Annotated in this window: 21 protein-coding genes; 14 read left to right on the top strand and 7 right to left on the bottom strand. The window is 65.9% G+C overall.

Annotated features, from left to right (window positions below; all coding sequences use genetic code 11):
- Nucleotides 1–16: 16 nt before the first annotated feature.
- Complete coding sequence (locus KYT87_RS11910) at nt 17–2,098, bottom strand: carbon starvation CstA family protein (RefSeq protein WP_046806849.1); 2,082 nt, start codon at nt 2,096–2,098, stop codon at nt 17–19.
- A gap of 310 nt (nt 2,099–2,408) precedes the next feature.
- Between KYT87_RS11910 and KYT87_RS11905 the strand changes: the two genes are divergently transcribed.
- The 4 genes from KYT87_RS11905 to KYT87_RS11890 all read left to right on the top strand — a co-directional run bounded on the left by KYT87_RS11905 (nt 2,409) and on the right by KYT87_RS11890 (nt 6,625).
- Nucleotides 2,409–3,860 (top strand): cache domain-containing protein, encoded by a 1,452-nt coding sequence (locus KYT87_RS11905; protein ID WP_219992294.1) that lies wholly within the window; start codon nt 2,409–2,411, stop codon nt 3,858–3,860.
- Complete coding sequence (locus tag KYT87_RS11900; protein WP_046806847.1) at nt 3,857–4,513, top strand: response regulator transcription factor; 657 nt, start codon at nt 3,857–3,859, stop codon at nt 4,511–4,513. The genes KYT87_RS11905 and KYT87_RS11900 overlap by 4 nt, the downstream gene beginning before the upstream one ends.
- 194 nt (nt 4,514–4,707) lie before the next feature.
- The gene (folE, locus tag KYT87_RS11895) at nt 4,708–5,253 is read left to right on the top strand and encodes a GTP cyclohydrolase I FolE (protein ID WP_006219193.1); all 546 of its coding nucleotides are present in this window, start codon (nt 4,708–4,710) and stop codon (nt 5,251–5,253) included.
- Nucleotides 5,254–5,932: 679 nt separating this feature from the next.
- Nucleotides 5,933–6,625: a response regulator transcription factor gene (locus KYT87_RS11890; RefSeq protein ID WP_046806862.1), complete on the top strand. Its 693-nt coding sequence runs from the start codon at nt 5,933–5,935 to the stop codon at nt 6,623–6,625.
- Nucleotides 6,626–6,669: 44 nt separating this feature from the next.
- Here the strand turns inward: KYT87_RS11890 and KYT87_RS11885 are convergent, their stop codons facing one another.
- Nucleotides 6,670–8,013 carry an amidohydrolase family protein gene (locus tag KYT87_RS11885; RefSeq protein ID WP_046806846.1) on the bottom strand — a complete coding sequence of 448 codons (1,344 nt, stop codon included), beginning with the start codon at nt 8,011–8,013 and terminating at the stop codon, nt 6,670–6,672.
- Nucleotides 8,014–8,163: 150 nt separating this feature from the next.
- Nucleotides 8,164–9,885, bottom strand: coding sequence for a methyl-accepting chemotaxis protein (locus KYT87_RS29970; RefSeq protein WP_046806845.1), 1,722 nt, complete (start codon nt 9,883–9,885; stop codon nt 8,164–8,166).
- A gap of 408 nt (nt 9,886–10,293) precedes the next feature.
- Between KYT87_RS29970 and tauA the strand changes: the two genes are divergently transcribed.
- The 4 genes from tauA to KYT87_RS11860 all read left to right on the top strand — a co-directional run bounded on the left by tauA (nt 10,294) and on the right by KYT87_RS11860 (nt 14,762).
- Nucleotides 10,294–11,322, top strand: a complete 1,029-nt coding sequence (gene tauA / locus KYT87_RS11875; protein WP_046806844.1) for a taurine ABC transporter substrate-binding protein — start codon at nt 10,294–10,296, stop codon at nt 11,320–11,322.
- A gap of 67 nt (nt 11,323–11,389) precedes the next feature.
- Nucleotides 11,390–12,232: a taurine ABC transporter ATP-binding protein gene (locus tag KYT87_RS11870; RefSeq protein ID WP_219992293.1), complete on the top strand. Its 843-nt coding sequence runs from the start codon at nt 11,390–11,392 to the stop codon at nt 12,230–12,232.
- Nucleotides 12,225–13,052, top strand: a complete 828-nt coding sequence (locus KYT87_RS11865; protein ID WP_219992292.1) for an ABC transporter permease subunit — start codon at nt 12,225–12,227, stop codon at nt 13,050–13,052. Before KYT87_RS11870 ends, KYT87_RS11865 begins: the two co-directional genes overlap by 8 nt.
- A gap of 177 nt (nt 13,053–13,229) precedes the next feature.
- Nucleotides 13,230–14,762 (top strand): PLP-dependent aminotransferase family protein, encoded by a 1,533-nt coding sequence (locus KYT87_RS11860; RefSeq protein WP_219992291.1) that lies wholly within the window; start codon nt 13,230–13,232, stop codon nt 14,760–14,762.
- A gap of 76 nt (nt 14,763–14,838) precedes the next feature.
- On the opposite strand, the gene KYT87_RS11855 is transcribed toward KYT87_RS11860, so the two are convergent.
- From KYT87_RS11855 to xsc, 4 genes are all read right to left on the bottom strand, one after another.
- On the bottom strand, nt 14,839–16,242 hold the full coding sequence (locus KYT87_RS11855; RefSeq protein ID WP_370638761.1) for an NAD(P)/FAD-dependent oxidoreductase: 1,404 nt from the start codon (nt 16,240–16,242) through the stop codon (nt 14,839–14,841).
- Between the two features lie 19 nt (nt 16,243–16,261).
- A complete protein-coding gene (locus KYT87_RS11850) occupies nt 16,262–16,654 on the bottom strand; it encodes a nuclear transport factor 2 family protein (protein WP_219992289.1) in 393 nt (130 codons plus the stop codon).
- A gap of 127 nt (nt 16,655–16,781) precedes the next feature.
- A complete protein-coding gene (locus tag KYT87_RS11845; RefSeq protein WP_219992288.1) occupies nt 16,782–17,714 on the bottom strand; it encodes a bifunctional enoyl-CoA hydratase/phosphate acetyltransferase in 933 nt (310 codons plus the stop codon).
- 34 nt (nt 17,715–17,748) lie between these two features.
- On the bottom strand, nt 17,749–19,560 hold the full coding sequence (xsc, locus tag KYT87_RS11840; protein ID WP_120155081.1) for a sulfoacetaldehyde acetyltransferase: 1,812 nt from the start codon (nt 19,558–19,560) through the stop codon (nt 17,749–17,751).
- Nucleotides 19,561–19,752: 192 nt separating this feature from the next.
- Here xsc and KYT87_RS11835 point away from each other — a divergent pair, with 192 nt between their 5' ends.
- From KYT87_RS11835 to KYT87_RS11810, 6 genes are all read left to right on the top strand, one after another.
- Complete coding sequence (locus tag KYT87_RS11835) at nt 19,753–20,511, top strand: IclR family transcriptional regulator (protein ID WP_046806837.1); 759 nt, start codon at nt 19,753–19,755, stop codon at nt 20,509–20,511.
- 195 nt (nt 20,512–20,706) lie between these two features.
- The gene (gene dbpA / locus KYT87_RS11830; RefSeq protein ID WP_046806836.1) at nt 20,707–22,095 is read left to right on the top strand and encodes an ATP-dependent RNA helicase DbpA; all 1,389 of its coding nucleotides are present in this window, start codon (nt 20,707–20,709) and stop codon (nt 22,093–22,095) included.
- Between the two features lie 214 nt (nt 22,096–22,309).
- A complete protein-coding gene (locus KYT87_RS11825; RefSeq protein ID WP_046806835.1) occupies nt 22,310–22,717 on the top strand; it encodes a DoxX family protein in 408 nt (135 codons plus the stop codon).
- 258 nt (nt 22,718–22,975) lie between these two features.
- Nucleotides 22,976–23,140: a hypothetical protein gene (locus KYT87_RS11820; protein ID WP_162941192.1), complete on the top strand. Its 165-nt coding sequence runs from the start codon at nt 22,976–22,978 to the stop codon at nt 23,138–23,140.
- A gap of 33 nt (nt 23,141–23,173) precedes the next feature.
- Entirely contained in the window at nt 23,174–24,514 is a 1,341-nt protein-coding gene (locus tag KYT87_RS11815; protein WP_219992287.1) for an adenylate cyclase, read from the top strand.
- A gap of 85 nt (nt 24,515–24,599) precedes the next feature.
- Nucleotides 24,600–25,148: a peroxiredoxin gene (locus KYT87_RS11810; protein ID WP_219992286.1), complete on the top strand. Its 549-nt coding sequence runs from the start codon at nt 24,600–24,602 to the stop codon at nt 25,146–25,148.
- Nucleotides 25,149–25,224 lie beyond the last annotated feature (76 nt).

The raw sequence follows: 25,224 nt of genomic DNA, 5'->3' as shown, positions 1-25,224 counted from the left end.
GCGTCTCCGTTGGGGGTCAGTCGGCGCCGGCGGCGGCCGGCAGCGCTTCGTACGGCGTCTCGCGGGACGTCGGCTTGTTCTCGGCGCGGGCGCGCTGCACCGACTTCACACCGAAGACCACGATGCTGATCACCACGAACATGAAGATCGCGCACAGGCCGGCGTTGATGTAGTCGTTGACCACGACCCGCGACATTTCCTTGAGCGAATGCGCGGGCGCCAGCACATTGCCTTGCGCGATGGCGGCGTTGTACTTGTTGGCGTGGGCCAGGAAGCTGACGCGCGGATCGGCATGGAACAGCTTCTGCCAGCCAGCGGTCAGCGTGCACGCCAGCAACCACAGCGTGGGCAGGATCGTGACCCAGGCATAGCGGTCGCGCTTCATCTTGAACAGCACCACGGTGCCCAGCGTCAGCGCAATGGCGGCCAGCATCTGGTTGGCGATGCCGAACAGCGGCCACAAGGTGTTGATGCCGCCCAGCGGATCGACCACGCCCTGGTACAGGAAGTAGCCCCAGGCCGCCACGCACAAGCCGGTGGCGATCAGGTTGGCGGGCAGCGAATCGGTGCGCTTGAGCGAAGGCGCGAAAGTGCCCAGCAAGTCTTGCAGCATGAAGCGGCCGGCGCGCGTGCCCGCGTCGACAGCGGTCAGGATGAACAGCGCTTCGAACAGGATGGCAAAGTGGTACCAGAACGCCATCATGCCCGGGCCACCAATGGCCTGATGCAGAATGTGCGCCATGCCGACGGCCAGCGTGGGCGCCCCGCCCGCGCGCGAAATGATGGTGCTTTCGCCGACGTCCTTGGCGGTCTGGATGAGGTCTTGCGGCGTGACCACGAAGCCCCAGCTGGAGACCACTTGTGCAACCTGGTCCGGCGTGGTGCCGATGACGGCGGCCGGACTGTTCATGGCGTAGTAGATGCCCGGCTCGATCACGCAAGCCGCAACCAGCGCCATGATGGCCACGAAGGATTCCATCAACATGCCGCCGTAGCCGATGTAGCGGGCCTGCATTTCGTTTTCGATGAGCTTGGGCGTGGTGCCCGAGGCGATCAGCGCATGAAAGCCCGACACCGCGCCGCAGGCGATGGTGATGAACAGGAACGGGAACAGGTTGCCCGACCAGACCGGGCCGGTGCCGTCCACGAACTGCGTCAGCGCGGGCATCTTCAGTTCCGGCGCCACGACCACGATGCCGATCGCCAGGCCAAGAATCGTGCCGATCTTCAGGAAGGTGGACAGGTAGTCGCGCGGGGCCAGCAGCAGCCACACGGGCAGCACGGCGGCGATGAAGCCGTAGACGATCAGGATCCAAGTCAGGCCCTTGCCGTCGAAATCGAACATGGGGCCGATCACCGGGTGGGCGGCCACGTCCTGACCGAAGGTGATGGCGGCCATCAGACCGACGAAGCCGATGATGGAGACCTCGCCGATCTTGCCCGGGCGGATGTAGCGCAGGTACACGCCCATGAACAGCGCGATGGGGATGGTGGCGGCTACCGTGAAGGTGCCCCACGGCGAATGCGTCAACGCCTTCACCACAATCAGCGCCAGCACGGCCAGGATGATGACCATGATCATGAATGCGCCAAACAGCGCGATCACGCCGGGGATCTTGCCCAGCTCGGACTTGACCAGGTCGCCCAGTGAACGGCCGTCGCGGCGGGTCGAGATGAACAGGATGGTGAAGTCCTGCACGGCGCCGGCGAACACCACGCCCGCCAGAATCCACAGCATGCCCGGCAGATAACCCATCTGCGCGGCCAGCACCGGGCCCACCAAGGGGCCGGCGCCGGCAATGGCGGCAAAGTGGTGGCCGAACAGCACGTGCTTATTAGTAGGCACGTAGTCCAGGCCATCGTTGTGCTTCCAGGCCGGCGTCATGCGCGAGGCATCCAGTTGGAACACGTTCTTTGCGATGAAGCGGCTGTAGTAGCGGTATGCGATCAGGTAGACGCAGACGGCGGCAATTACCACCCAAAGCGCGTTGATGGTCTCTCCTCTGGCCAGCGCCACGGTGCCCAGCGCAAACGCGCCCAGTACCGCAACCGCCAGCCAGACCAGGTGCTGACCCAGTCCCTTACTGCTGGTTTGCATAAGTGCTCCTCTTGCCTCCCGCCATGCTTGTGGCGTGAAACGCTTTTTTCGTCTCGCGGAAGGCAGACTCATTGTTGTGGGGTGGCGGGTGCGCAAGCGCCCGCGCTGCGTCCTGCTGGACGCGGGCGTTAGTATTTCGTTTTGCCCCCCCGCCAACAAGCGCGGAACTACGCAATCCGGGTACGTATTACTACGCAATGCGCCGCAACATAAAATGGCGGAATCCGGTGAATCCTCGCTGTTAATCAACATCCTCCGTCAGGCCGCCCCAATGCGGCGGCGCACCAATCACCCCTTAGACAGAATTCCCATGAAGCTGCGCTTGAAGATCCTGCTGCTGGCAGCGGTGCCGTTGCTGGTGGCCTTGGCCGCCATCACCGTGGCCGTCTACGTGCAGGGCTTGCAGCTGGCACAGCGCGAAAAGCAGGTGGTGGAAAGCGCCTGGCTGGCCAGCAAGGAAAGCGAGTTGCGCCACTATGTCAGCCTGGCCTACAGCGCCGTGGCGCCGTTGCAGGCCACGGGCGACGACGAAGCCACGCGCCAGAAAGCGCTGGAACTGCTGGCGCAGATGGAGTTCGGCCACGATGGCTATTTCTTCGTCTACGACCTGCAAGGCAAGAACCTGATGCACCCGCGCCAGCCCGAGCTGGTGGGGCAAGACCTCTGGAACCTGCGCGACACGCGCGGGCAAGCCGTCATCCAGAACCTGTTGGCGGCCGCGCGCCAGGGCGGGCAGCAAGGCGAAGTGGTGCATTACCTATGGGAAAAGCCGTCCACGCACCAGACCGTGGAGAAGCTGGGCTATGTAGTCGTGCTGGACCGGTGGGGCTGGATGCTGGGCACCGGCATCTATCTGGATGACGTGGAGCAGGCCCTGGTGCGTATCGATGCCGCCGCGCAGGCCAACATCCGCAGCATGTTCGCCTGGGTGGCGGGCATTGCCGTGGTGTCGATCCTGTTTGTGGCGGCCTGTGGGCTGGCGCTGAACATCAGCGACCACCGGCAGTCCGACGCCAAGCTGCGCCTGATGGCCCAACAGGTGGTGCGGTCGCAGGAGGACGAGCGCGCGCGCCTGTCGCGCGAGCTGCATGACGGCATCAGCCAGGTGCTCGTGTCCATCAAGCTATCGGTGGAAGCCGCCCGGGAAAGATTACGGCAGGCGCCGCCGGCCGAACCCCAGGCCCATGCCCATATCGACAAGCCGCTGGGCGGCGCGCTGGACCGGCTGAACACGGCGGTGGGCGAGGTGCGGCGCATTTCGCATAATCTGCGCCCCACCCTGCTGGACGACTTGGGCCTGCCCGCCGCGCTGGAACATCTGGGCAGGGAATTCGCCATTCCCAGCACGGACGGCGCGCCGCCGCTGGCCGTGCGCCTGTCCACCACCGGCCAGCCTGTGAAGCTGCCGGACGCCTACGCCACCGCGCTGTTCCGCGTGACGCAGGAAGCGCTGACCAACGTGATCCGCCATGCCCACGCCACGCGCGCCGACATGACGCTGGCCTACTCGGCGCACGATCTGCGCCTGACCATCACCGACGATGGACGCGGTTTTGACTATGCACAGGTGCAGGAAGACCCGCGACGCGGCATCGGGCTGCGCAACATGCGCGAACGCCTGAACGCGCTGTCAGGCAACCTGAGTTTTCATTCCAGCCAGCAAGGCACCACCTTGCAGGCCTGGCTGCCGCTGCCCCCGGCCGCCCTTCCCCCGACCGCCCTTCCCCCGACCGCCCCTCCCCCTTCAACGAGCCCCGCATGAATTCCACGCCCGACGCCATTCGACTGTTGCTGGTTGACGACCACCCGCTGGTACGCGACGGCCTGCGCTTGCGGCTGGAAACCGTGCCCCGTCTTCAGGTCGTGGGCGAAGCCGGCAACGCCGCCGCCGCGCTGGCATTCCTGGCCGCGTGCCAAGCCGAAGCCCCGCTTGGCGACACCCTGCCCCACTTGGCGCTGATGGACCTGAACATGCCAGGCGGCGGCGGGCTGGAACTGACGGCGCAGCTGCACGAACGCTATCCGCAGATTGCCGTCCTGGTGCTGACCATGCACGACAACCCGGAATACATGGTGCAGGCGGTCAAGGCCGGGGCGCGCGGCTATCTGCTCAAGGATGAGCCGGCCGAGGAAATCGTGACGGCGATCAGCGCCGTGATGGAAGGCCGCAGCTATTTCAGCGCGTCCGTCGCGGTGCGTTTGTCGCAGGCCAGCGCACCGGCCACCTTGCTGACGCAACGGGAACGCGACGTGCTTCGCCACATCGCCACCGGCCAGGCCAACAAGCAGATCGCGCACGCGCTGGGCCTGTCGGTGCGCACCGTGGAAACGCACCGCTTGAACATCAAGCGCAAGCTGGGTATCGACGGGCAGGCCGAACTGATCAAGTACGCGGTGGAAAACCGGGGGGTTTGACGAGCGTACCGAAGGCTGGACCGGGCGGCGCATGAATGCGGCTTTTACCCTGCCCTGACCCACCTATGAACCGCCCATGGCGTGGGGTTACCCATGATTGCAAGCGCGCGCTGCGGTAGACTTGCCTGCATTCCCGCGTCGCCGACGCGGCACGCGACAATGCCACGATGAACGTGTTGCCCCTGGAGTCCCCCATGTCATTGGAAAAGAACTACACCGCCATTCTCGAAGCGCTAGGGGAAGACCCAAGCCGCGAAGGGCTGGCCGATACGCCCGCCCGCGCGGCCAAGGCCATGCGCCACCTGTGCCGGGGCTACGCGCAGAACCTGGACGAAATCGTGAACGGCGCGCTGTTCACGTCCGATACGCGCGAAATTGTTCTGGTCAAGAACATCGAACTGTATTCGCTGTGTGAACACCACATGCTGCCCTTCATCGGCAAGGCGCACGTGGCGTATCTGCCGGCGGGCAAGGTGCTGGGCCTGTCCAAGGTGGCCCGCATCGTTGAAATGTACGCGCGCCGCTTGCAGATCCAGGAAAACCTCAGCCGCCAGGTGGCCGAGGCCGTGCAGAAGGTGACCGGCGCGGCCGGCGTGGCCGTGGTGATCGAAGCGCAGCACATGTGCATGATGATGCGCGGCGTTGAAAAGCAGAATTCGTCGATGGTCACGTCCGTGATGCTGGGCGAATTTCATGACAACCCGTCCACCCGCGCCGAATTCCTCAGCCTGATCCGCTGATCGTTCCAGCACGCCACAACGGGCGGTGCGGCCAAGCTGGCTGCACCGCCCGTTTCACTTGGCATTGAATCCGCGGAGATAGCACCCGCCGACGTCCTTGCTCGGTGGATTGCGCGATGGCATTTCGCGCCCATCGCCTCGTTTTGCAGCGTCTGCGCGCACCCGCCCGGATATCCGCCTGAATTCGCGGAATCGACCGGCTTATCACGGGCAATTGAAACGCCCCAAATCCCCACCGCAAGCCTCCGTTTTCAAGCGAACGGAGGGCGCCGACGCGCTCTACATTGAAGTCATTCGCAGCCCCCTCACAATCATTACGCTGCGAACCGCGGCCTAGCAATCGGAGCCGCCACAGCCTCCGAAAGCGAACGTCGTGAGATGTCTAGTTGTTGTTTGAAGTTGCAGTCGTCGCAGCAAAAACGGTGTCGTCGCCTTCCCCCCCCCGATCTGACACACCGTTCGCAGCAGCTTTACCCCGACCGGCCTGCCGGTCGGGGCATTTTTAAGACTCTTCCAATTCACAAGAGCGTTATTAGCCGTCAGCATGACGGGTCGCCTGGCGTGCACGCTTCATCGCTGCAATCGTTGCGCCAGTCCGTTTGCACAAGACCGCCAATTTGCAGGTTCGCGCCTTGGCGCGGCCCCGCAAGCCAGCGGCGTCCATTCGATGCAGCAACCCATGAAAGTCCTCGTAATCGACAATGACAAGACCTCGGCGGAAGCACTGAGCCATACGCTTGCCGAGCAAGGCCAGATCGTCCACATTGCCACCGATGGAGTAAGCGGCCTACGCATTGCAAAAACATTTCCCTATGACCTGATCCTGCTTGATGTGCAGCTACCCGTGATGGACGGTTTCACCGTGCTGCGGGAACTGCGCAAGGAAAGCAATGTGCCGGTGCTGATCGTCTCGGCGCGCGACGAACTGCAAGCCCGCGTGCAAGGCTTGAGCGAAGGCGCGGACGACTACCTGGCCAAGCCCTATGCCACCTGCGAGCTGGTCGCTCGCATGAAGGCGATCAACCGGCGATCCTCACCGGCCGACGAGCCCAGCACGCAACACGTCTTGCGCGTGGGCGATCTTGAACTGCAACTGCTAAGCCGCAAGGCCTTGCGCGAAGGCCAACGCATCCGGCTGACCGCGATTGAATTCGCGCTGCTTGAACGGCTGATGCGCAAGCATGGCGAAGTGCAGTCGCGCATGAACCTGGCGGCGCACGTGTGGGGCATCAACTTTGACCGTGGCACCAACGCCATCGACGTGGCCGTGCGCAGGCTGCGCATGAAAATGGACGACCCCTTCAGTTCGCGCCTGCTGCACACCGTCTGGGGCCTGGGCTACGTCCTGGAACAACGCGACCCGCCCTACTGATTAATGCGCGCCGCGCTCACGCCCGGCGCGCATCGGCTCATGCGTCACATCATCATCGCGCCACGCTCCTCACGGACCGTGGCGCGCGGCCGCAGGTAACGGCCCTTGCCCGGTTCGCCTTGCACCTGGCTGCCGTCATACACCAGTTCGCCACGGCGCCACGTGCCAAACACATGCACGGTGTAGGGCCGGCCGAACGCCTGCTCAGGCTGCGCCGCCGACCGCCCGGGCGCCAGCACGACGAAGTCCGCGTCCTTGCCGATATCGAACGAGCCCTTGCGGTCGTCCAGCAGGAAATGTTCGGCGGGCTTTTGCGACAGCAGTCGTACCACCAGCGTGGGCGACAGGCCGCGCGACTCGCAGCCGGACCACAGCGCTGGCAAAAGCAGGTCGGGCCCGTAGTCCACCGTGGGGGCCGAGTCATCACCGGCGTCGTCGCCGCGCGCCTGGTATCCGCTGGACACGAAGGTGCACATGTCGGTGGCCAGACGCCGCCACAGGGCGTCGACCTCGACACTGGGACGCAGCAAGGGGTAGTCGTCGGCTGATCCGCCAAACTGCTGCATCGCGTCTTCGGTGCTCATGACAAGGCTGCGCAGGCTGGTCTCGATGGTGACCCAGTGCCCGGCCTGGCGGTAGCGGGCGCACATGGCATAGCCTTCTTCGGACCACACATCCGCCGCCTGCATGCGCACCCCGGCCGCCGCGCCGACGCGACACAGCAGGCGCGTGGTCAAGCCTTCGATCAGGGGCAGGTTGGCGCGGGCCAGCACTTCCCTGCCCGCCCGGCCGGCATCCAGCAAGCGCCGCGCGTTACGGCTGGCCGTCAGCCGCGCGTGGTTGTGCATGCTGCACGCCAGGCCGAAGCGCGCAATGCCCTGAAAAGCCTGCAATAAATCGCTTTCGTGATGGGCAAAGCGGTTGCGCTCGTGCTCGAACGTGGGAATGGAAAAGGCGCACACGCCGCCGCTGGCCAGAGCGTCAGCGGCATCCAGGCCGTGCTGGGTGTTGACGGTGCCCGCCACCGCCACGTCCACATGCGCCTCACGCCCGATGCGCGAGACCATCGCATCCAGCTGCGCGCGGCTGGCGACCACCTCGGCGTGTTCGTAAGGCATGTCCACCAGCGTGGTCACACCGCCCGCGGCTGCCGCCCGGGAGGCGCGGCGGATGCCGCAGCCATCGGCCCAGCCGCCGATATACGTACGGCTGTCGACGGCGCCCGGTAGCACCCACAAGCCGCGCGCGTCCACCAGATCCCGCGCGGCGGGCGGGCTGTGGCTGCCCATTGCCGCGATCTTGCCGTCCATGATCCCCAACCAGCCGTCTTCCAGAATGCTATCGGCGTTGACCAGCGAACCGCGTATCACCATGTCGAAATCGCTCATTGTTTTCTTCTTGTCGTGAGGGCACGCGGCCGACCGGCTGCCCGGCTTTGCGCACGTGCGTAGCGTTGATCGACCGCTGGCCTATCCCCACGGAACCGGCCAGCGGATACTACCGGGCGGGCGCCAGATCCTCCTTCCGGCGCCGCTTCGTCAGAACACCTGCCAATCGTCCTGCACGGCCGCACCCAGGCCCGCCGGCGCGGGCGCCGCTGCCGGGCGCTGCAACGCCACGCGCTTGCGCGGCGCCCCCGCCCGGGCCGGGTTCGTCTGGTTTGCCGTGGATGCATTCGACACACGCGCATCGGGCATGTCGATGACCACGCGCGGCGATACGGTGAAGACGGCGACGGTTTGCGCCAGACCTTCGGCCTGGTCGCGCAGCGCGCGCGCCGATGCGGCGGCCTGCTCGACCAGCGCCGCGTTCTGTTGCGTGGCCTCGTCCATGCTGGACACGGCCAGGTTCACCTGGTCGATGCCTTGGGCCTGCTCGCTGGATGCCGCGGCAATTTCACCCATGATGTCGGTCACCCGGTGCACGGCGCTTTCGATTTCGCGCATCGTTTCGCCGGCCAGCGCCACCTGCTGCGCGCCCGCCTGCACCCGGCCGGCCGAGTCGGCGATCAGCTGCTTGATCTCGCGCGCGGCCAGCGCGCTGCGTTGCGCCAGCGCCCGCACTTCACCGGCCACCACGGCAAACCCCTTGCCCTGGTCCCCCGCGCGCGCCGCTTCCACGGCCGCGTTCAGCGCCAGGATGTTGGTTTGAAACGCAATGCCGTCGATGACCGACACGATGTGCGTGATCTTGGCCGAACTGGCGCTGATGTCCTGCATGGTGCCGACCACGTCGGCCACCACCGCCGCGCCCCGCCCCGCCACCTGCGACGCGCCTTCGGCCAGCTGGTTGGCGCGCAGCGCGTTGTCGGCGTTTTCCTTGACGGTTACCGCCAGCCGGCCCATCGACAGCGCCGTTTCTTCCAAGGTAGCGGCTTGCTGTTCGGTACGCGACGACAGCAGCACATTGCCTTCGGCGATGTCGCGCGTTCCGTGGCTGATCTGGTGCACGCTTTGGCGGACGGCGGCGACCGTCTTGGCCAGGCTGGCCTGCATGCGTTGCAGGCCAAGAAAAAGTTGACCCATTTCATTGTGCGATTTGATCTCGATCGGGTTGGTCAGATTGCCGTCGGCGATGCTTTGAAAATGCGCGCCGGCGCGCAGCAAGGGGCGTAACACCGAGCGGCTGACAAACAGCGCCGCGCCGATACTGAGCAACACGGCCACGGCAAGCAGCGCCGCGATCAGCGTATTGGCGCGCACGTGCTGGGTGGCGGCGGCTTCGACAAAGCCGTTGGTCTGGGCGTCTACATAGCGCAGATAGCCGGCCACTTCGTGGTCGAACGCCAGGTGGGCGCCCTGCACCGCGTCCATCTGCAAGGCGAACGCCCGGGCGTCCTGGCCGCGCATGGATTCGAACTGTTCGGCGGCCAACGAGTCGTAAAGCTTGAACGCGGCCGCCACCGGGGCCGCTTTTTCCTGCAACGCGGGCGCGCGCACCTCGCTGGCGAACGCATCGAACCGCTCGCGCGAGCGTCGCCACAGGTCTTCGGCACGCGCGGCGTCGGCATCGCTTTCCGTGATGCGGCCGACCTGCCGGTTGATCATCGCGGCGTCCATCGCCAGGCGTGCGCGCAGCATCAGGGTGTAGGCCTCGTAGACGGGCACGACGCGCATTGAATAGGCTTCGTTGACCTGGCCCAGCTTGGCGTTGCTGGAGCGTGTGTCCAGCCAGGCCGCGCCGTTGGCGACCAGCATGCCGGTGAAGAACAGCGCAAGCAAAATGCCCAGACAGCTGCGGACTTTCAAGTGAGTGAACATACGACCTCGAAGGAATTCATGACCCCGGGGCAGCAACGCGCGCCAGCGGGGACTGAGGGCCTGGGGTGTCCACCGCGCCCGCTGGGTCGGACGAAACGAATGTATCCCAGCGCCTCCGACAAATCGTTAACAAATGAATGACATTTCCGTCACCGCGAAAGCGATGCTTTGGTGCTATCGACGAGCGCTGGCGCGGGCCTCGGGCATTTGGCCGATAGCCGCTGGACGATGCCGGGAACCACCATGGGCACATCCCGCCCGCGCGCGGCTCGGGTCGCCGCTTTGGCACCTACTGAACCGCCCATCTGGACCTAGCGTTCTGGCCCTATCCGGGCAAACTGGCACCAGGCCGCACCGGCACAAAGCCGGTCGCGTCGGGGCGCGGCCCACTCTCTTTCGGAGATCACCATGAACGCGATTTACCGCCTCATCCGCCGCTGCACCCTGGCCGGCCTTGCCGCTGCGCTGGTGGCCGCGCCCGCTTACGCCCAGACCAAGCTGGTAGTGGGCTATCAACAGATCGTGGGCCCGTTTTTGTCGTCCATTGCCGATGGCAGTTTCGATGCCGCATTAAAAGAAGCCGGGTACCAGGTCGACTGGCGGCAGTTCACGTCCGGTGGGGATATTTCGACGGCGCTGGCCTCGGGCAATGTGCCGGTGGGGGTGCTGGGGTCGACCGGCATCACATCGGCCGCCACGCGCGGCGTGGACCTGCAACTGTTCTGGATTCTGGACAACATCGGCAAGTCCGAAGCACTGGTGGCGCGTAACGGCTCGGGCATCAACAGCACGGCTGATTTGAAGGGCAAGCGGGTGGCGACGCCGTTTGTATCGACGTCACACTTTCACCTATTGGTGGGCCTGGACCAGGTATGGAAGATCAACCCGCGCGACGTGCGAATCCTGAACATGCAGCCGCCGCAGATCGTGGCCGCCTGGCAGCGCGGCGACATCGACGCCGCCTACGTCTGGCCGCCCGCGCTGACTGAAATTGAAAAGACCGGCAAAGTGATTGCCGATTCCGAAGCCATCGGCCGCGCCAGCGTGCCCACGTTCGACGGCATCGTCGTGGACCGCGCCTGGGCCGCGAAGAACCCGAAGTTCATGGCCGCCTTCACCGGCGTGCTGGCCAAGTCCTATGCCGACTACCAGGCCAACGGTGCCAAGTGGACGGCGGAATCGCCCCAGGTCAAAGGCATCGTGCGGCTGATCGGCGGCAAGCCGGACGACATCATCGGCGCGCTCAAGCTGCTGGTGTTCCCGACCGCGCAAGAGCAGGCGTCGCCGACATGGCTGGGTGGCGGCAAGGAATCCGGCGCGGTGCGCGCGCTGGACGCCAGCGCCAAGTTCCTGAAGGACCAGAAGCAGATCGACCGGGCGCTGACTGACTACAGCCCGCACGTGACCGACCAGTACGCGAAGGCGGCGGCCAAGTAGGTAGCCCGGCTGTCTTCGGAAAGGACGCCCGCCTAGACGCGGGCGTCCCGTTACAAGGGGAAACCGCATGAACCACCCGACCCTGCCCGCCGCCCAGGCGCTGCGCGCGGACCATGTCAGCGTCACTTATCCCGGCTTGCACGACAGCGGGCCGGTCATCGCGCTGCAAGACGTCAACCTGACCATCGAGCCCGGCGAGTTCGTCGTCGCGCTGGGCGCGTCGGGCTGCGGCAAGACCACCTTGCTTAGCCTGCTTGCCGGCTTTCTGTCGCCCACCGAAGGGCAGATCACGCTAGGCGGGCGGCCCATCATTGGCCCGGGCGCCGACCGGGGCGTGGTGTTCCAGAAGCACGCCCTGCTGCCTTGGCTGAACGTGCTGGAGAACACGGAATTCGGCTTGAAGCTGCAAGGCGTGGACAAGGAAACGCGGCGCGCCCGCGCGCGCCGCAACCTGGAACTGGTGGGCTTGCAGGACTTTCACCGTCACATGATCTACCAGCTGTCCGGCGGCATGCAGCAACGCGTGGGCATTGCGCGCGCGCTGACCTGCGACCCCGCCATGCTGCTGATGGACGAACCCATGGCGGCGCTGGACGCGCTGACGCGTGAAACCATCCAGGAACTGCTGCTGGATATCTGGCGCCAGACCAACAAGATGTTCTTCTTCATTACCCATAGCGTGGAAGAGGCGCTGTTCCTGGGATCGCGGCTGATCGTCATGTCGCCGCGCCCGGGGCGCATCACGCACACCTTCACGCCGGACTTCAACCGGCGCTACCTGGAGACCCGCGATGGCCGCCGCATCAAATCCAGCCCCGACTTCATCGCCATGCGCGAGCAAGTCCTTGGCATCATCTACGGCGACGAGCTTGCCGCCCACGAGTCCGCCCGCGAGCCGGCCCATGCGTGAACCGCGCGGGGGCCGCAAGCCGGCCGCCCCCGGCAAGGTCTATGGCGCCCCCGGCGCGGGCTACAGCGGCCACATCAGCCTGATCACCAGCATTGCGCTGGTGGCGCTGTGGTTCCTGGTGACCAGCACCGGCTGGGTCAAGCCGCTGTTCCTGCCGTCGCCCTTTGCCGTGTACGACAAGTTCGTGTCGGCCATGACCGACGGCGTGGCCAATTCCACCTTGGCCGAACACGCCATGGCCAGCCTGACACGTGTGTTCTCGGCATTTTTCCTGGCCTGCATCACGGCGGTGCCGGTCGGCATCCTGATGGGCGTCAACCGCTACGCGCGCGGCATCTTCGACCCGCCCATCGAGTTCTACCGCCCCCTGCCGCCGTTGGCGTACCTGCCGCTGATCATCATCTGGTTCGGCATCGGGGAATTTCCGAAGATCCTGCTGATTTATCTGGCGATCTTTGCACCCATGGCCATCGCGGCGCGCGCCGGGGTGCGGTCGGTATCCATCGAACAGATCCATGCGGCCTACGCCATGGGCGGCACGCCGATGCAGATCGTCTGGCACGTGATCCTGAAGGCGGCCATGCCCGAGATTTTCACGGGCCTGCGCATCGGCATCGGCGTGGGGTGGACCACGCTGGTGGCCGCTGAAATGGTGGCAGCGGACCGGGGTCTGGGCTTCATGGTGCTGAACGCCGCGCAGTTCCTGGCCAGCGACATCGTCATCATGGGCATCATCGTGATCGGCATATTCGCCTTCGCCTTCGATCTGCTGGTGCGGTATGTGGAGAAATTTGCCATCCCCTGGAAGGGACGCATCTAGCCGCGCGGGCTGATGGGGCGGGCTGATGGCGCGGCCCCGATTGACCTGCCCGGCCGCTGCACGCGCCCGGCAGGGCAATCCCCCATTCCGCCCCAAAGGGGCGTCCTCTATCCTACCTACCGGATCGCGCGGCGGCCCTTGCCTTGAGGCCCCGCGCCGCCATCACAAGGAGCCGTCATGTCCAGCCAGGCCGCGATGCAAAAGCCTGTGATGTGGGAACGCCTGTTCGAACGGGAAAGCGCGCCCAACCTCAGCCTGCAAGGCCGCGTGCGCCAGATGCTGGTGTCGGCCATTCTTAGCGGGCACCTGCCGCCCGGCATGCCGGTGCCGTCCAGCCGCCAGTTGGCCGACCAGCTTTGCATTGCGCGCAACACGGTGGTTTTTGCGTACCAGCAACTGGTCAGCGAAGGGTATCTGGTGTCGCGCGAACGTAGCGGCCATTTCGTTTGCGATTCAGTGATGCAGGGGCATTCGGGGTCGGTGCCCGACCCGACCGCCGCCATGCTGGACGTTGAGGCCCCGCAACGCGTGCGCTGGGACGAGCGCTTGCGCTTTCGGCCATCGCAACAGCGCAATATCACCAAGCCGCAAGACTGGCAGAAGCAGCCCTACCCATTTGTGTACGGCCAGTTCGACGCAGACCTGTTTCCCACCGCCGAATGGCGCGAATGCTGCATCAAGGCGCTGTCGGTACTGGACATCCGCAGTTGGGCGCCCGACCTGATCACGCACGACGACCCCGCGCTGATCGAACAGATCCGCACGCAGGTATTGCCGCGCCGGGGCGTGTGGGCGGATGCCGAAGAAATCGTGATCACCGTGGGTGCGCAGCACGCGCTATATCTGCTGGCGGACCTGTTGGTCAACGAAGACACCGTGGTCGGCATGGAAGACCCCGGCTACCCCGACGCCCGCAACATCTTTGCCAGCCATACGCGCCACTTGCTGCCGATGCCGGTGGACGAAGGCGGCCTGTGCACGGGCACGCATCTGCTGGGCTGCGACTATGTGTTTGTGACGCCGGGGCATCAATGCCCCACCACCGTCACGCTGTCGATGGAACGCCGCGAAACCCTGCTGGCCTTGGCGCGACAGGCCGACAGCATGATTATCGAAGACGACTTCGAAAGCGAAAGCCGCTGGGGCGAAGGCGCGATTCCGGCGCTGAAAAGCCAGGACCGTGACGGGCGGGTGATCTATGTCGGCAGCCTGGCGAAGTCGTTCGCGCCGGGCCTGCGCATCGGCTATATCGTTGCCCCGCGCGAGCTGACCCGCGAACTGCGCGCGCTGCGCCGGCTGATGCTGCGGCACCCGTCCGCGTACATCCAGCGCGCGTTTTCGCTGTTTATTTCGCTGGGCCATCACCATTCACTGCTGCGCAAGCAATCGCAGGCGTATCAGCGGCGCGGCGCGGAACTGGCGCACGCGCTGGCCCGCCACTTGCCCGACTTCACGCCCACGCCCATCACGGGGTCGTCGTCGTGCTGGCTGCAAGGCCCACCCTGGCTGAACGCGGCGCAGCTGTCCGAGGCGGCGCTGGCCGAGGGCGTGGTGGTGGAACCGGGCGACGTCTTTTTCATGAACGGGGCCGACGCGCCCCGCAACTTCCTCCGCGTGGGATTCACGTCGATTCGGCCCGAACTGATCGAACCGGGCATCGCAAAACTGGCGCAGGTGGTGCGCCGGTATCGGCTGCGGGCGGCGGCGTAGGCGCGGGCCGCGTTCGGCACGCGGTTCAGGTGGCACGCTACGGAGGCCTGCCACCGATGCACGACACCTGTGCACGCTACAGATGCTCGTCCCGCAGGTGATACCAGCGATACAGCAGCCCCTGCCCCAGCCGCCTGAACGGGGCGAACAGGTGCCCGGGCAGCGGTGAATCGTAGATGGGCAGGTTCCAGGGCGCGCCGTCCTGGCCCATCATCCGCTGGGCCAGCCGCTTGCCGGCCTGGGCCGAGAACGCCACCCCGTTGCCGCCGTAGCCAAAGGCGTAGTACACGGGCTGGGACGGGTCGGGCTGCGTTACGCGCGGCATCATGTCGTGGCTGACGTCGACCCAGCCCCACCACGAATACGCCACCTCGACATCACGCAGCGACGGAAACTTGCGCGCCAGCCCCTCGCGCAGCAAGGCCAGGTGGCGCGGGTGCTGGGCGTCGGCGCCGCGCAAGGCGCTACGGCTGCCGATCTGCATGCGGCCGTCGGGAAGCAGGCGGTAATAGAAACGCAAGGTGCGGGTGTCGGTGATGAACACGGTGCTTTTCAGGCCGGCGGCCTCGCGCTCGGCGTCGGAGAGCACACGCGTCACCATGGAATTGGACAGCACCGGCATGATGCGATTGTCCAGCAGCGGGTTGACGCCCTGCGCCGTGTAGCCGCCGGTGGCAAACGCCACGCGGCGCGCACGCACTACACCCGCCGGGGTTTGCAGGGCGATGGCGCCATTGTCGCGGCGCCAGCCCAGCACCGGGCTGGACGGATGCACGCGCACGCCCAGCGCGCGCGCCTGGCGTAAATAGCCATACGCCAGCTTCAAGGGATGCACGCCCACGCCGTCGGGCTCGTGCATGGCCCCGACGGCCTCGTGATCGTGCACATAGCGTTCACGCAACTCGCCCTGGCTGAGCATGCGAGCGTCGTAGCCAAACACCTCGCGCATGACGCGCGCCTCGTTCGCCAGGAACGCCATCTTCTTCTGCCGATGCGCGGTGTACAGATGCCCGCCGGGCTGCGCGTCGCAATCGACCTGGGCCACGAGGCTTTTCCAGTATTCGAACCCTTCGCGTATTTCGGCGTCCAGGCGCTTGGCGGTATCCATGCCCCAGCGGCCGATCCATTGCGACCGGTACAGACGCCCGGAGGCATTCTGCCCCTGCCCGCCATTGCGGCTGGTGCAGCCCCACACCGCGCGGTTGGCGTCCAGCACCAGCGCGCGCACGCCGAAGTCGCGCGCCAGCGTCAGCGCGGCGGACAGGCCCGTGAAGCCCGAACCCACAATCACCACATCGGCATCCACGTCGCCCTGGATGGGGCCATCGTCTTCGGGCGGTGCGCCCGCGGTGGCGACCCAGTAGGTTGGCGCGTAGTCCTGCCCCTGGCCGGGTGGCGACACCAGCGGATCGTACGTGGGGTTGTAGGCGTTCACGCGTGCGGCGGCGGCCGGGGCCGGGCGCGTAGTGTCGAAGGACATTTGGGTATCCATGCGCGTCTCACGCCCGGGCGGGCAAGGCGGGCCGCTGCTTGCGGAACGCGTTCTTCACGCGGATCTTGCCGTCTTGAAAGGTGAAGATATCGACCATGTCGGCCTCGACGCGCGTGCCGTCGGCCGCCGTCCCCGTGAACATGCATTCCGACACGCCACGATCGCCCGCCACCCAATGCCGGCCGTTGTTCCATTGCGCATCCGGGAAGTTCTTCCAGGCCGCCGCGAAGGCCGTGCGGACGGCTTCCGACCCCGTGTGCCGGCTGCCGCAGGCGTCCGGTCCGCCGACGGTCTCGAACACGCAGTCTTGCGTCATGAAGCGCATCAGCGCGTCGATATCGTGGCGGTTCCAGGCTGCCGCGAATTCGGCCAGCATGTCGGCGGTGACGGTGTTTGGCATTGCCTGCTCCCTGTGTCGAAATACCCGTCGCAAAGCGCGCGCGGGCGTCTGGACTCAAGGTACGTGGCGGGGGTGGCAGGGTCTAGAACCAGACGCGGCAAATCGCTTGCACCAGAATTTTCCGGGTTCAAGCGTCGCGTGCTGCCAGCAAGGCACGGGCGTGCAGCACCGCGATGGCGCAGCTGTTGACGCGCGCCTGCACGGAGTCGGACCGGCTGGTCAGCAGCACCGGCACGCGCGTGCCCAGTACCAGCCCGGCGGTGTCCGCGCCGGCCAGCCAGGTCAGCTCCTTGTAGAGCATGTTGCCCGCTTCGATGTCGGGCGCCAGCAGGATGTCGGCGTCGCCCGCCACGCGCGACACAATGCCCTTTTCGTGCGCCGCCTGTCGCGAAATGGCGTTGTCGAACGCCAGCGGGCCATCGATGTCGCCGCCACGTATCTGCTGGCGGTCGGCCATCTTGGACAGGGCCGCCGCGTCCAGCGTGGCGGGCATGGCGGGGTTGACGGATTCCGTGGCGCACAACACCGCCACCTTGGGCCGGTCGATGCCCAGCGCTTGCGCCAGGTCGATGGCGTTTTGCGCGATGTCGGCCTTTTCCATCAGCGTAGGCGCGATGTTGACCGCCGCGTCCGTCAGGATGAACAGCTTGGCGTAGGCGGCAACGCCCATCACAAAGGCATGGCTGACGCGCCGGCTCGTGCGCAAACCGGATTCGCGCGACACCACGGCGGCCATGAAGTGTTCGGTATGCAGGCTGCCCTTCATCAACATCTGCACGGCGCCGTCGCGCGCCAGCCCCGCCGCCGTCTGCGCGGCCAGGCATTCGTCATCGGGCGTGTCGACGATGTCGAAGTCGCCCGGCCGCAAGCCCGCCTGTGCCAAGCGGTCAAGCAGCTTACGCGCCGGCCCCACCAGCACGGGCTCGATATGGCCGGCGCGCTGCGCCTGCACGGCGGCATCCAGACTGGAGGCCGACATGGGGTACGCCACCGCCGTGCGCAAACGGCCCGCCGACAGCGCGGCATCGCGCAGCGGCGCGAACAATTGATCGCTAGCCATACGGCGGGCTCCTGGTCTCTGGCGGCGGCTGGCCCTAACGCCCAACCGGATCGATCGGCAACGGCACCTCGCCCGCCTGGAACGGCTGGTTGACGTAGCGCTTGTACTTGTCCAGAAAGCGCACGGGCTGCTTCAGCGCGTCGCGCCGGAACGGATCGCCCAGCTCTTGGCTGACCATCATTTCCAGCACCGTGGTCTTGCCTTCGGACTGCGCCTGGCACGCCGCCTGCAACGCCGCGCCCACCTGGTCCGCGTGTTCGACGCGGATGCCCTCGGCGCCCATGGCGCGCGCCAGCTCGGAAAAATTCGGGTTCAGCAGATTGCTGCCCACGAAGCGGCGGCCATAGAAGTCCACCTGGTTTTTCTTTTCCGCGCCCCACTGGCCGTTATGGAACACCACGGCCGTGACCGGGATCTTTTCGCGCACGCAGGTCAGCAATTCCTGAAAGCTCATGCACCACGCGCCGTCGCCCACATAGGCCACCGCCGGGCGGTCCGGGCGGCCCAGCTTGGCGCCGATCAACGCGGGCAGCGCGTAGCCGCAGTTGCCGAAGCTCATGGCGGCCAGCATGGAGTTCGGCTCGTCAAAGCGCAGATAGCTGTTGGACACCGAGCAGATGTTGCCGATGTCGGTGGACACCATGACATGCTTGGGCATCGCGCGTTCCAGCTCGCGCAGCATGCGCCGTGGGTGCATGCGGCCGCCGCCTTGTTCGATGATGTCCAGGCTCCAGTCGTCGCGTTCGTGCGACCAGCCATCCAGCTCGGCTTCCCAGGCAGCCTTTTGCGAGGCGATGTCGTCACCGCGCGCGGCCTTGGTGCGCACGCAAGCGACGTCACGCGACTTCAGCTTTTCGGTCAGCGCGGCGGCGGCGGGCCTGGCGTCGCCGCAGATGCCGACCGATACGGGCCGCACCAGCCCCAGCATGCGGTGGTCGGCATCCACTTGAATGATGCGCGCGCCCTGCGGCCAGTAGTCCAGGCCGTGCTGCGGCAAGGTGCCGAACGGCCCCAGCCGCGTGCCCAGCGCCAGCACGACGTCGGCTTGCGACAGCAGCTTCATGCCGGCCTTGGCCCCTTGATAGCCCAGCGGGCCGCACCACAGCGGGTGGCTCGCGGGAAAGGCGTCGTTGTGCAGATAGCTGGTAACGACCGGCGCGCCCAGCAGTTCGGCCAAGGCCACGCATTCCGCCTGGCCCTCGGAAAACAGCACGCCGCCGCCCGCCACGATGACCGGGAATTTGGCCTCGGCCAGCAGCCGCGCCGCCGCTTCCAGGTCTTCTTCGGCGCCCGGCCCCCGGCGCACGCGGCGCGGTTCGGGGATGGCCACATCGATCTCGCCGTAGAAATAATCGCGCGGGATGTTCAGCTGCGTCGGGCCGCGTTCGGCCATCGCGTTGTCAAAGGCCTTGGCGGTGAATTCCGCCATGCGATCCGGCCGGTTCACGTGCGCCTGGTACTTGGTGATGCGGGAAAAAATGGGCAGCTGCTCGGTTTCCTGAAAACCGCCCAGGCCCATGCCGGCGGTGCCGGTTTCGGGCGTGATCGCCACGACGGGGCTGTGCGCCCAGTACGCCGCCGCCACGCCGGTGACGAAGTTGGTGATGCCCGGCCCGTTCTGAGCGATGCACACGCCGTGGCGGCCGGTCACGCGCGAATAGCCGTCGGCCATGTGGGCGGCGCCCTGCTCGTGCACGGTGGGCACGAAGCGGATGCCGGCGGCGGGGAACAAGTCCAGCGCGTCCATGAAGGCCGAACCCACAATGCCGAATACGTCCTTGACGCCCTGCGCGACCAACGTTTCAACGAACGCTTCACTGGGGGTCATGTGTTGCTTGCTGCTCATGGTGTGTCTCCTGGCAGGCCGGCGCTGTGGGAGGTGGCACGCGGGGCGGTTGCCCGCATCGTGCTTGCATCGTGGCCGGGGTGAATCGATACTGCCGGAGAAATCCCGCGTTTCCCATCCCACTGCGTTCCATTTTCTGCAAAATCCGTACGACGATGGCGCGCTGGCAGCTGAATCTTCAAATATTGAAAGATGAAAGACGAATCCTCTGCCGCGCTACGCGCGCTGACCCTCTTGGAACAGGTAGCCCGGTCCGACGCGCCGGTGTCGCTGGCGGCCCTGACCGACGCGACGGGCCTGCCCAAGCCCTCGGTGCTGCGCATCCTGACGCGGCTGGTCGACGCCGGCATGCTGCTGCGCGAACCCGCCGGCAAAAGCTATGTCAGCGGCCCCCGCCTTAGCGCCCTGGCCCGCGAGACGCTGCTCAATTCCCCCTTGCGCGGTGAACGCCATCGCATCCTGGACAGCCTGGTCGACGAAATCGGCGAAACCTGTAACTGCACCATGCTGGATGGCGACGAAGTCATTTACCTGGACCGCGTGGAAACCGCCTGGCCGCTGCGGGTGAACCTGCAAACGGGTTCGCGCGTGCCGCTGCATTGTTCGGCCAGCGGCAAGCTGTTTCTGGCGCACATGCGGCGCGAGGCGCGCGCGCGCCTGCTGGCCGCCGCGCCCCTGCCGCGTTACACGCCGAACACGTTGTGCGAGGTGGGCGCGCTGGAAAACGAGCTGCGGGCCATCAAGAAGGAAGGCGCCAGCTTTGACCGCGAGGAATTCCTGCTGGGCATCGTCTGCATGGCCGTGCCGATCCTGCGTGGCTCGCGGGTGATCGCCGCCGTGGCGCTGCACGCGCCGGTGGCCCGCTTGTCCATCGACGGGGCGCGCGGCTGGCTGCCCCGCATGCAAGAGGCCGCCCGCGCGCTGGCCGGCACCTACGACGCTGAAGGGTAGCGGCGGGGCTAGCGGCACAGCGGGCGGCTGGGCTGGGGCTGGGGCTGGGCTGGACTGGGCTGTGGGGCTGTGGGGCTGGGGCTGTGGGGCTGGGGCTGTGGCCAGGGCCAGGGCTGCGGGCTAGGGTCCGCCCACTCCAGGGCTTACACTGTCGGTCGACTTCGTTTTTTCGCGGTTTTTGCGAACCGCCCTATTGTGACCAACACGCCCTTTTCTACCCTTCCCCTTCTGCCCGCCCTGCTTGATAACCTGCAAAGCCTGGGGTTTGAGCAAATGACGCCTATTCAGGCGCAAAGCCTGCCGCTGATCCTGGAAGGCCGCGACATCATCGCGCAAGCCAAGACCGGCAGCGGCAAGACCGCGGCGTTTGGCCTGGGCGTGCTGCAAAAGCTGGACCCCACCCGCCTGGCGCCGCAAGCGTTGCTGGTGTGCCCCACCCGCGAATTGGCCGACCAGGTTGCACAGGAACTGCGCCGCCTGGCGCGCCTGATTCCCAACGTGAAGATCTTGACGCTGTGCGGCGGCGCGCCTGCCCGCCCCCAAGCCGAATCGCTGGCGCGCGGCGCGCATCTGGTGGTGGGCACGCCGGGCCGTATCCAGGACCATCTGGAACGCGGCAGCCTGGACCTGGCCGGCCTGACCACGCTGGTGCTGGACGAAGCCGACCGCATGGTCGACATGGGCTTCTACGACGACATCGTGGCCATTGCCTCGCACTGCCCCACCAAGCGCCAGACGCTGCTGTTCTCGGCCACCTACCCCGACAACATCCGCAAGCTCAGCGCGCGGTTTCTGCGCAACCCCGCCGAGGTCAAGGTCGAGGCGCAGCACGACGCCAGCCGCATCGAACAGATCTTCTTTGAAATCGACGAAAAAGACCGCCTGGACGCCGTGGCCCGCCTGTTGGCGCATTACCGCCCCGTGTCCACGCTGGCGTTCTGCAACACCAAGGTCCGCAGCCACGACCTGGTGGAACGCCTGCAAGCCGACGGCATCAGCGCACAGGCGCTCAATGGCGACCTGGAACAGCGCGAACGCGACGAGATCCTGATCCAGTTCGCCAACCAGAGCTGCGCCGTGCTGGTGGCGACCGACGTGGCGGCCCGTGGCCTGGACATCCAGAATCTGGGCGCCGTCATCAACGTGGACGTCACCAAGGACACCGAAGTGCACGTGCACCGCATCGGCCGCAGCGGCCGGGGCGATCAGAAGGGTTTGGCGCTAAGCCTGTGTTCGCCCGACGAGATGCGCTGGGCCAACCTGGTTGAGCAATACCAGGGCTCGCCCTTGAAGTGGGGCGACATCAAATCGCTGAAACCCAAGGCCGACCGCCCCTTGCGCGCGCCCATGGTCACGCTGTGCATCCAGGGCGGCAAGAAAGACAAGCTGCGCCCGGGCGACCTGCTGGGCGCCCTGACGGGCGACGGCGGGCTGACGTTTGAACAGGTGGGCAAGATCAACATCACGGAATTCAACGCCTACGTGGCGCTGGACCGCCAGATTGCCAAGCAGGCGTTTTCGCGCGTGTCCAACAGCAACATCAAGGGCCGGCGCTTCCGTATGCGCTTTCTTGAGGAATTCTGATTTTTGGCAGGGTTCGATACGCCCGGCGGTACCGCCAGCAATTACCGCCAGGACGTGACGAAAGCTTGATGATTTTGCAGGGCATTTGCCATAATGGCGCCGCTTGACGCAGCCGCCCCGTCGGATGCGCGGCGGTGTGGGCTTGGAACCAATGGTTCGCGGTGGGTTCCAACGTAGCCTTGTCCTCCTTTAACCATCACAAGAGAAATTCACCATGATCAAGTCCGACGATACCGGCAAGCTGATCCTGCGCCTGGCTTTGGGCATCCTGATTCTGCTGCACGGCTTGTCCAAACTGATGGGCAATGGCGTTACCGGCATCAGCGGCATGCTGTCTTCGCACGGCCTGCCGGGCTTTCTGGCCTATGGCGTCTACGTGGGCGAGATCATCGCGCCCGTTCTGCTCATCGTTGGCGTGTACACGCGCCTGGGTGGCCTGATCATCGCCATCAATATGGTGGTTGCCATCTTGCTGGCGCACACCGGGCAGCTCAGCAGCATGACCAACAATGGCGGCTGGGCACTGGAACTGCAAGGCATGTTCCTGTTCACCGCGCTGGCGCTGGCCTTCATGGGCGCCGGCCGTTTCAGCCTGGCCGGCAACGGCGGACGCTGGAACTGATCGCCTCCACTGCCGCCATCGCCGTTACGCGGCGTGACGCGGCGTGACGCAAAACGGGGTCGCCATGGCGGCCCCGTTCTTTTTTCCGCAACGTTTGATACCAACGACATGCGCCGTCACGCAGGCGCAAACATCGGTCACGCGAAAGCTGTTTCGGATCGATTACAAGAGGCGAACGACTGCCATCCGGTATGGCCTAATCCTTACCAGCGCACCAAGGGCGTATGACACGCCTGGCGCAGGTAGGGAGTCAAGAACATGAAGAAGCGCCTTTTGTTGATGATGGTGATAGCCAGCACGCTGACCGGATGCGTCGTGGTGCCGGCCCGCCCGGCGTACTATCGCCCCGCGCCGGTGTATTACACGCCGCACTATTACTACCCGGCGTATCCCGCGCCGCATTACTACTACCGCGGTTATTGACCGTCGCCGTCGACGCGTCCTGAAGGAACTGCCATGACGCCCCTAGCCCGGATTTCCCGCCTGCGGCCTGCCGCCGCCCATATCGCTCTTGCCGTGTCCTTGCTGGCGACGGGCAGCGCCGCCGTGGCGCAAACCTACGACGCGCCGCCGCCCCCACCGGGCGCGCCCGCCGCCCCTGACTACGATGGCGGCGACCCGGCATCCGCGAATCTTGCGCTGGTGGACCGCAGCCCGGAACCGCCGCCGCCCTTGCCCCAGTATGTGCAGCCGCCTGCCCCGGCCGACGGCTATCTGTGGGTGCCAGGCTACTGGAGCCGCAACCGCTACGGATTTTTCTGGGTGCCCGGCGCCTGGGTGCTGGCGCCCTATAACGGCGCCTTGTGGACGCCCGGATACTGGGGGTTCTCCAATGGGCTGTACGTATGGAGCCCCGGTTACTGGGGCCCCCACGTGGGATTCTATGGCGGCATCAACTATGGCTTCGGCTATGTCGGGATGGGCTATGTGGGCGGTTACTGGAAGCGCGACCGCTTCTACTACAACCGCTCGGTGACGAACGTAAACGTCACGCGGGTCACCAACGTCTACAACCACACCGTGGTCGTCAACAACATCGACAACCGCCGCGTCAGCTATCACGGCGGGCCGAACGGCATCCGGCGCGCGGCGGACCCGCGCGAACTGGCCGCCCGCAACGACCGCCATGCGCCGCCGACCGACATACAGCGCAACTACGTGCGCGAAGCGGGCAATAACCGCGCGCAGTTCTACGACCACAACAAGGGCCGCCCGCCGCAGGCGTTTGTGGATCACCCCGATAACGGTCGCGGGCCACAGGGTGGGCGACCGGGCGCCGACAACAACCGCCCCGACCCGAATCGCGGGAATCCGAATCGGCCGGACCAAGGCCGAGGCCCGGGCCAGACCGTGGTCGGGACGCAGGCGCAACGGGATGTGCAGCAGCGGGATGTAGAGCGGGTTCAGCAGCAGATTCAACAGCGCGATCAGCAGCAGCGGAATCAGCAGCAGCGCGATCAACAGCAGCGCCAGCAGCAGCAAGATCGCGAACAACAACAAGTGCGCCAGCAACAGGCGCGCGAACAGCAGCAGCAACAGCAACAACAGGCCCGCCAGCAGCAGGCCCGCGACCAACAGCAGCAACAAGCCCGCCAGCAGCAGGCCCGTGAGCAGCAGCAAGGCCGTCAGCAGCAGGCGCGTGAACAACAGGCACGGGAACAGCAGCAACAAGCTCGCCAACAACAAGGCCGCGAACAGCAGCAGGCGCGGCAACAGCAGGCGCGTGAACAGCCGCAGCGGCAGCCGGGCGGTGGCGGCGATGGCGGTGGCCGAGGCGGTGGCCCTAACCGTGACTGAACTGGACCCTGGGCCGCGCGCGGACTACAGTAGGCCACTTGCCGCCCACCGCCGCGCGCCCAACGATTGATTATTGGAGACTTCCATGAAGCGCCTTGTTTCTAGCCTGATGCTCTGCGGCCTGCTGGCCGCCGCATCCGCCCACGCCGCCTTGAACGTCGGGGCGCCCGCGCCCGACTTCAGCACCGACGCCTCGCTGGGCGGCAAGGTCTTCACGTTCAAGTTGAACGACGCGCTACAGCAAGGCCCGGTCGTCCTGTATTTCTTTCCCGCCGCCTTCACGCAGGGCTGCACCATCGAAGCGCACAACTTTGCCGAGGCCACCGACGAATACAAGTCGCTGGGCGCCACCGTCATTGGCGTATCGACGGACAACATCGACACGCTGAACAAATTCTCGGTCAGTGAATGCCGTGGCAAGTTCGCCGTGGCGGCGGATGCCGATGGCAAGATCATGAAGTCGTATGACGCCGTGCACGACAAGCGCCCGGAATACGCACAGCGGATTTCCTACGTGATTTCGCCGCAGGGCAAAATCCTGTACGAATTCACCGACATGAACCCCGAGTCGCACGTGACGAACACCATGCGCGCGCTGCGCGACTGGAAGGCCAAGCAGGAAAAGGCCAAATAAGAAGCGACTTCCGCAAGCAAGAAAAAAGGCGCCGAACGGCGCCTTCGTTATTTTCCGGCCACGAGCGCGGAACGTC

The organism is Achromobacter sp. ES-001 (assembly GCF_019448355.1).
GTDB lineage: Bacteria > Pseudomonadota > Gammaproteobacteria > Burkholderiales > Burkholderiaceae_B > Achromobacter > Achromobacter spanius_B.
Note: the sequence above shows the minus strand (reverse complement) of the source record. Positions and strands in the feature narration are given on the sequence as shown.